We start from the raw sequence: 5,432 nt of genomic DNA on the forward strand, positions 1-5,432 counted from the left end.
CGAAGCGTTAGCGGGATGAGCGTCAATGGCATTCTCTTGAGCCTTGGCTTAAGTGCTTTCCTCTGGTTAGGAAGATTCATGACCAGTCGCTAATTTTCCGAATCCTCCCATGGCTATGAAACATCCATTTTCACCAGACCGAGGCTGGAAATTCTGGTTTCAAAGAGACACCATCGTGCATAATCTGGAGTTTTTCCAGAATTTTATTGTGGTATCTTTGTGTATCGGCTTGTTTTGCGTCATGTTGATTCGGTTGGGTGAAATGTTTCTTTCCCTATTGAAACCAATCAACTTTCAAGCCATCACGTCTGATATTTTATTTGTTCTTATCTTGGTAGAAATTTTTCGCCTGCTAATTATCTACTTACAAGAACAACGAATTTCCATTGGAGCAGCCGTAGAAGTTTCTCTGGTGTCAGCATTGCGGGAAGTGATTTTACAGGGAGTAGTAGACATTCCTATTGATCGCCTGTTGGGAGTTTGTGCTTTTTTAGTAGTTTTAGGTGGGTTGCTGTATTTACGAGTCTGGATGTTTCAGCGATTTGAGGCAATTGCAACGACAAGAAATGAGCAACTCTCGCAATCAAGCGCTCAAGATCTTCAAGATCTATCCGACAATCAGCACCTTCAATTGCACCGTCGTGATGCCATCCGGCATACTACACGAACGCCACCCATTGAGCAATATCCCTTTTAGTGAATCTAATTTTAGTGAATCTAATTAAGATGATCTATCTTCCCGTTACCCTGTTACTCTTTTTACTTTTCTTGCTGATTTTTCCCTTTATCTGGCTGGCGATCGCCATCGATGTCGTTGAAGTGGCTGTTGCCAAACTGGGCTTTCCTCCCGGTTTTGCTCTGTTTTTATTGGCTGCCGTAATTTTGGGCAGTACCATCAATATTCCTCTCTACGAGCGCGTCTCTCAGATCTCCATCATGCCAGACTTAATAGAACTTTGGATGGCTCGGTTTTGGGGGCTTCCTTTGCAAAGAATAGAGCAAAAAACAATCGTTGCCCTGAATGTCGGTGGAGGACTCATTCCGACGTTGCTTGCCCTCTACGAATTTACCCGCTCCAATCCCTTGCTGCTTTTGGGGGTGAGTGCGATCGTCACCGTTATGAGCTACTACTCAGCTCAGATTGTTCCTGGCATTGGGATTCAGATGAACGCTCTGGTTGCTCCCCTTACCGCAGCTATGGCATCCCTAGTGCTGACGGGTGGCTATGGCGCAGCACCGATCGCCTTTGCTGGAGGAGTCTTGGGCACTTTAATTGGAGCCGATCTCCTCCATCTGCGAGAGATCGAACGCATGGCTCCCGGCGTGCTGAGTATTGGCGGTGCTGGAGTATTTGATGGCATTGCCCTGTGCGGATTATTTGCCCTGTTGTTAACCTGATTATGGATTTTGAGGAGGAATGAAAGATGTTTAACGTTATTCGTCGGAGTCAAATTGTTGGTTTAATGGCAATGGATAGTAGCACGGCCACCCGCTATGGCAGCGTGGAAGAAGTGTGGGTTGATGATAGCGGTCGAGTCGTCTACTTTGCTAGCGATGCAGGCTATACGCCCTTTGAACAAGTGGCTATAATCGGTCCTGATGCCTTACTGACTTACTCAGAATTAGCGTTTACACCACCTCCATCCCTACGCCGTCTCCATCAGATGGCTATCCGCACGCCCTCTTTGAGTACTCCCTTGGGTTGGGTAGAAGATTTTCTCTTTGATTGGGAAACGGGCGATATTGTGGCTTACATTTTAGGCGGTGAGATTGCAGCACCCTTTGGGGGTCGGGCCGTTTTATTTCCTGAGGACGTAGAAGCGATCGATGTAGAGGTTGTTGTTATCAAAGAGGATGCTAAAAATCGGCTCAAGAGTGAATCCGAAGGACTGAAAGGGTTTCTGAGTGAAAAATCGCAACAGGTGAAGAATCTGGTGAAGAAAATGGGCGATCGCTTGGCAAAACTCGTTTCACCCCAGGATAAACCCGAAGTTGTCCGCGTCAAAATCAAAGAAGTACGGGATGAACTAGGTCAATCGGGACGACATGACAAAAATGCCTTAGAAGAAGCCAGTGAATTTTTGCAAGACAAATGGGAGGACTTCCAGCAGAGCCTCAGCCATACTGGAAAACGGATGAAACAGGCGATCGATTCAGCCTGGAAGCGATTAACCCATTCATCTTGAGTCGAGGAATTGTTAGAAATGGCGAGATAGTGAGATTACCCAACTTTGGCAACCTTTATCGGGAGGTCACTCGATCGCCGTTCTTAATCTGTTCGGTGGGATGCAGAATCACTGTGTCTCTGGGTTGCAATCCCTGGCGAATTTCGGCTTCAAAGTCGCTGCGCTGGCCGATTTGCACTGGACGTTGTTGTGTTTTGCCGTTGATCACCACAAACGTACACCAAGCGGTTTGCTGACAGCGGAAGAGAGCACTCAGAGGCGCTTTCAATACATTCTTTCCTTCCCACACAATAATTCGGGCAGCCACCCGGTAGGCATCTCCAAACTCTGGTGATGGATTGATGAAATCTCCAATCACATTTACCCGCTGTTCCTCCACCCCCAGAGCCGAAACTTTGGTGAATGCAGAGGGTTCTACCTGCCGTACTTTTGCCCGAATGGGTGGAGTATTATGGTCTACGTCGATCACAATACGATCGCCCGGACGAATTTTCAGCGCATCATTAGACAGCACATCAATCATCAGTTCCTGTTTCAAGGCATCGCCAATTTCCAGCAGCAGCGTACCACTACTGACAAACCGAGCGCTTTTCTGCAACACTCGTAGCACTCGTCCCGCCACTGGAGAACGAACCTCTGTACGATTGACTTCATCCCGCAATTGGGACAATTCTGCCTCAGTGCTGACAATCCGGGCCTCATACACACGCAGCAGATAATCTGGGTCAGTCTGTTGTTTCTGCAAAACGGCTAGTTGCGCCCTCGCCACATCCACCGCTGAGGCTTCTGCATTGGCTGCCAATATGGCCGCATTCAGATCTCTGGCTTTTGTAGTTTCATTCAGTTCGGCAGATTCGCGTACCTGTCGGGAAATTGCCCCTACGGTGAACAGATCCTGTGCCCGCTGGCGATCGCGTTGGGCCTGTTGTAACGCTGCCCGTGCTTCTGCCACCCGTGCTTCTGCCTGGCGCTGCCGTGCCTGGGCCGCCTCAATTTGCGTTTCAGCCTGTTGCAACGTTTCAGCGTTTGGTCGCTGAGGGCCACCCCCGCTCGTTGCGCCTTCCATTCCGATAAGCGGCCCAGAGCCTGTTGAATCGAAGCATTCAGCGGCAACGGATCAATTCGGGCAACTACCATTCCCGATTTCACCGAATCGCCTTCATTTAGGGTAATCCGATCGAGATGGCCTGCTGTGCCTGCCGCAATCACGAAGCGATCGCGTACCCGCGTTTTTCCTTCCGCATCTACTGTCACCTGCAATGTGCCCCGCTGTACCGTTCCCATATCCACTCGCAGGGGAGCCGGACGCAGCAACAAAATCGACAAGCCGATCGCTCCCACTGCCAGCCCCATATACAGTAACCATTTGAGCGGGAACCTAGGGCGCGATCGAGGAGTTAGCTGAGAACGGTCATTCCCAATCTGGATTGGTTCGCGAGGAGAAACTCGTTCAGGGAGTTGCTTCATGACCGTCAGGACTCCAAACTCGCGTGCAGAACAATGGGATGCTGGTAGTGATGCGCCCGATCCAGCAGCCAGAAGGCGATCACGGTTCCGGCCAGGTGAGCGGCAATCAAGGTCAGGTTGGCCAGCATTACAAACACATCCAGCGCCCGGACAATTTTGTTGGGATCGACGATCGCCACTCCTGGTGGTTGGGAAACGGTTTTGGCCAGCAGTACCGTCACACTGGCTCCTGACCCCAGCAGTGCCACCAGCATCCCAATGAATCCCACCAGAACTCCCAACCGCAACAGGCGAACCGTGTGGGCTTTATGGGGGTGGAGGACGGCCCCTGGTTCATGGTTCAAGTCTCTGGCAATGCGAATATACCGCACCTCAAATAAAATCCCCACGACCAGCAGCACCACGCCGCAGATGCCCCAGAAGATGCCTACACCGGTTGCCACATAGGGATCGGGGCTGAACGATCGCCCGGAGATGGCAAATAACAGGGCGATCGCCGCTAGGAAGGCCAGCACCAGTTGCAACCAGAACCCTACCCAACCTAACAGCCGGAAGAACTGAGCAATTTTTCGCAAGGGAGCGGGAATCTCGGAGGGATGGTAACGGGCTAACATAAGCAAGTTTTAGGCTTCACCTTCTAGCCTGCCAAGGAACCATGAGGAACTTGTGAGGAGATTAATGTTTATTTACTCTCTGCAGCGATCGCGCTTTTTGCTATGCTAAATAAAGCTCATCTGTCATCCACATTTTCCCTCGGTGGATGCATCCAACAGTGAGCAGTCTCCCAGGCGCGGATGTGGCGGAACTGGTATACGCGCACGTTTGAGGGGCGTGTGGCATTGCCTTGCGAGTTCGAGTCTCGCCATCCGCATTGTAAATTAGAAGACACGTTAGAGTTCCTCAAAAATGTGGCCGTGTAGTAAGATACGCCATTAGAAGCGTTACTCAGCTTGTATATTGGCAAGTGGCTGCACTAGGATTTAAGTCAATTTTTTGCTAATCAGGTGCTAGATTCAAATGCAATGGTGGCTGAGATAATCTGATCTTTCTACTAAACATTTGCAAATAAGCTTTTATATTTGTGTCGCTAGATTACTAGAGTAAAGCCTCCCTTCCTATGATCAAGATGGATGAAGCTACGAGGCCAGGTTTCATCCTAAATGATTCATGCAGTCCTCTGGAACCAAGGCTTTATGAGGATTTTAATTGTCGAGGATGACGAGTTAACGGCTCAGACTCTAGTTCCTATCCTCACTCATCAAAACCACGTTGTTGAAATCGCTGTGAATGGAGAAACCGCCTGGGATTTAATCAAAACGTTTAACTATGACCTAATGCTATTAGATGTGGCCGCTCCAGACGTGGATGGAGTTGGCCTTTGCCGTCGCATTCGCGCTAGGGGACTGCACACTCCCATTCTGCTGCTGACCGATCATGATAGCTGTCATGAAAGGGCGATCGGGCTGGATGCTGGGGCCGACGATTATGTAGTCAAGCCCTTTGATCAGGAAGAATTAGTCGCTCGTGTGCGGGCCTTGTTGCGTCGAGGCACTATCAGCTCCCAGCCCGTCTTGGAGTGGGGACTTTTACAACTAGATCCGAGCAGTTGCGAAGTTACCTACAATGATCAGCCTTTGTTACTCACGCCCAAAGAGTATGCACTGCTGGAACTGTTCCTGCGAAATAGCCGCCGAGTGTTTAGTTGTGGCGTAATTCTAGAGCATCTTTGGGCCTATGAAGAAACGCCTGGGGAAGAGGCTGTACGCACCCACATTAAAG

At 49.9% G+C, this 5,432-nt stretch carries 7 protein-coding genes and 1 tRNA gene; 5 read left to right on the plus strand and 3 right to left on the minus strand.

From position 1 onward, the window contains the following. The first annotated feature begins 109 nt into the window (after positions 1–109). The 3 genes from ACUVQO_RS20395 (at position 110) to ACUVQO_RS20405 (ending at position 2,186) form a co-directional block, all read left to right on the plus strand. Complete coding sequence (locus tag ACUVQO_RS20395; RefSeq protein ID WP_445927666.1) at positions 110–697, plus strand: phosphate-starvation-inducible PsiE family protein; 588 nt, start codon at positions 110–112, stop codon at positions 695–697. A 71-nt stretch (positions 698–768) separates the two neighbouring features. Next, positions 769–1,398, plus strand: coding sequence for a DUF1614 domain-containing protein (locus ACUVQO_RS20400; protein ID WP_445927667.1), 630 nt, complete (start codon positions 769–771; stop codon positions 1,396–1,398). Between the two features lie 26 nt (positions 1,399–1,424). Then, a complete protein-coding gene (locus ACUVQO_RS20405; protein ID WP_445927668.1) occupies positions 1,425–2,186 on the plus strand; it encodes a PRC-barrel domain-containing protein in 762 nt (253 codons plus the stop codon). Positions 2,187–2,241: 55 nt separating this feature from the next. Here the strand turns inward: ACUVQO_RS20405 and ACUVQO_RS20410 are convergent, their stop codons facing one another. From ACUVQO_RS20410 to ACUVQO_RS20420, 3 genes are read right to left on the minus strand one after another with little or no spacing between them, the layout of a single operon-like run. Then, positions 2,242–3,138, minus strand: a complete 897-nt coding sequence (locus ACUVQO_RS20410; protein ID WP_445927679.1) for an efflux RND transporter periplasmic adaptor subunit — start codon at positions 3,136–3,138, stop codon at positions 2,242–2,244. Further along, positions 3,066–3,653 (minus strand): hypothetical protein, encoded by a 588-nt coding sequence (locus ACUVQO_RS20415; RefSeq protein WP_445927669.1) that lies wholly within the window; start codon positions 3,651–3,653, stop codon positions 3,066–3,068. Before ACUVQO_RS20415 ends, ACUVQO_RS20410 begins: the two co-directional genes overlap by 73 nt. A gap of 5 nt (positions 3,654–3,658) precedes the next feature. Further along, the gene (locus tag ACUVQO_RS20420) at positions 3,659–4,267 is read right to left on the minus strand and encodes a DUF3611 family protein (RefSeq protein WP_445927670.1); all 609 of its coding nucleotides are present in this window, start codon (positions 4,265–4,267) and stop codon (positions 3,659–3,661) included. Between the two features lie 176 nt (positions 4,268–4,443). On the opposite strand from ACUVQO_RS20420, the gene ACUVQO_RS20425 reads away from it, so the two are divergent. Beyond that, positions 4,444–4,524 (plus strand) — tRNA-Leu (locus ACUVQO_RS20425). Between the two features lie 322 nt (positions 4,525–4,846). Beyond that, positions 4,847–5,432 (plus strand): response regulator transcription factor (locus ACUVQO_RS20430; RefSeq protein ID WP_445927671.1); only part of this gene is annotated, 586 nt, incomplete at its 3' end.

The organism is Leptodesmis sp., assembly GCF_052746595.1.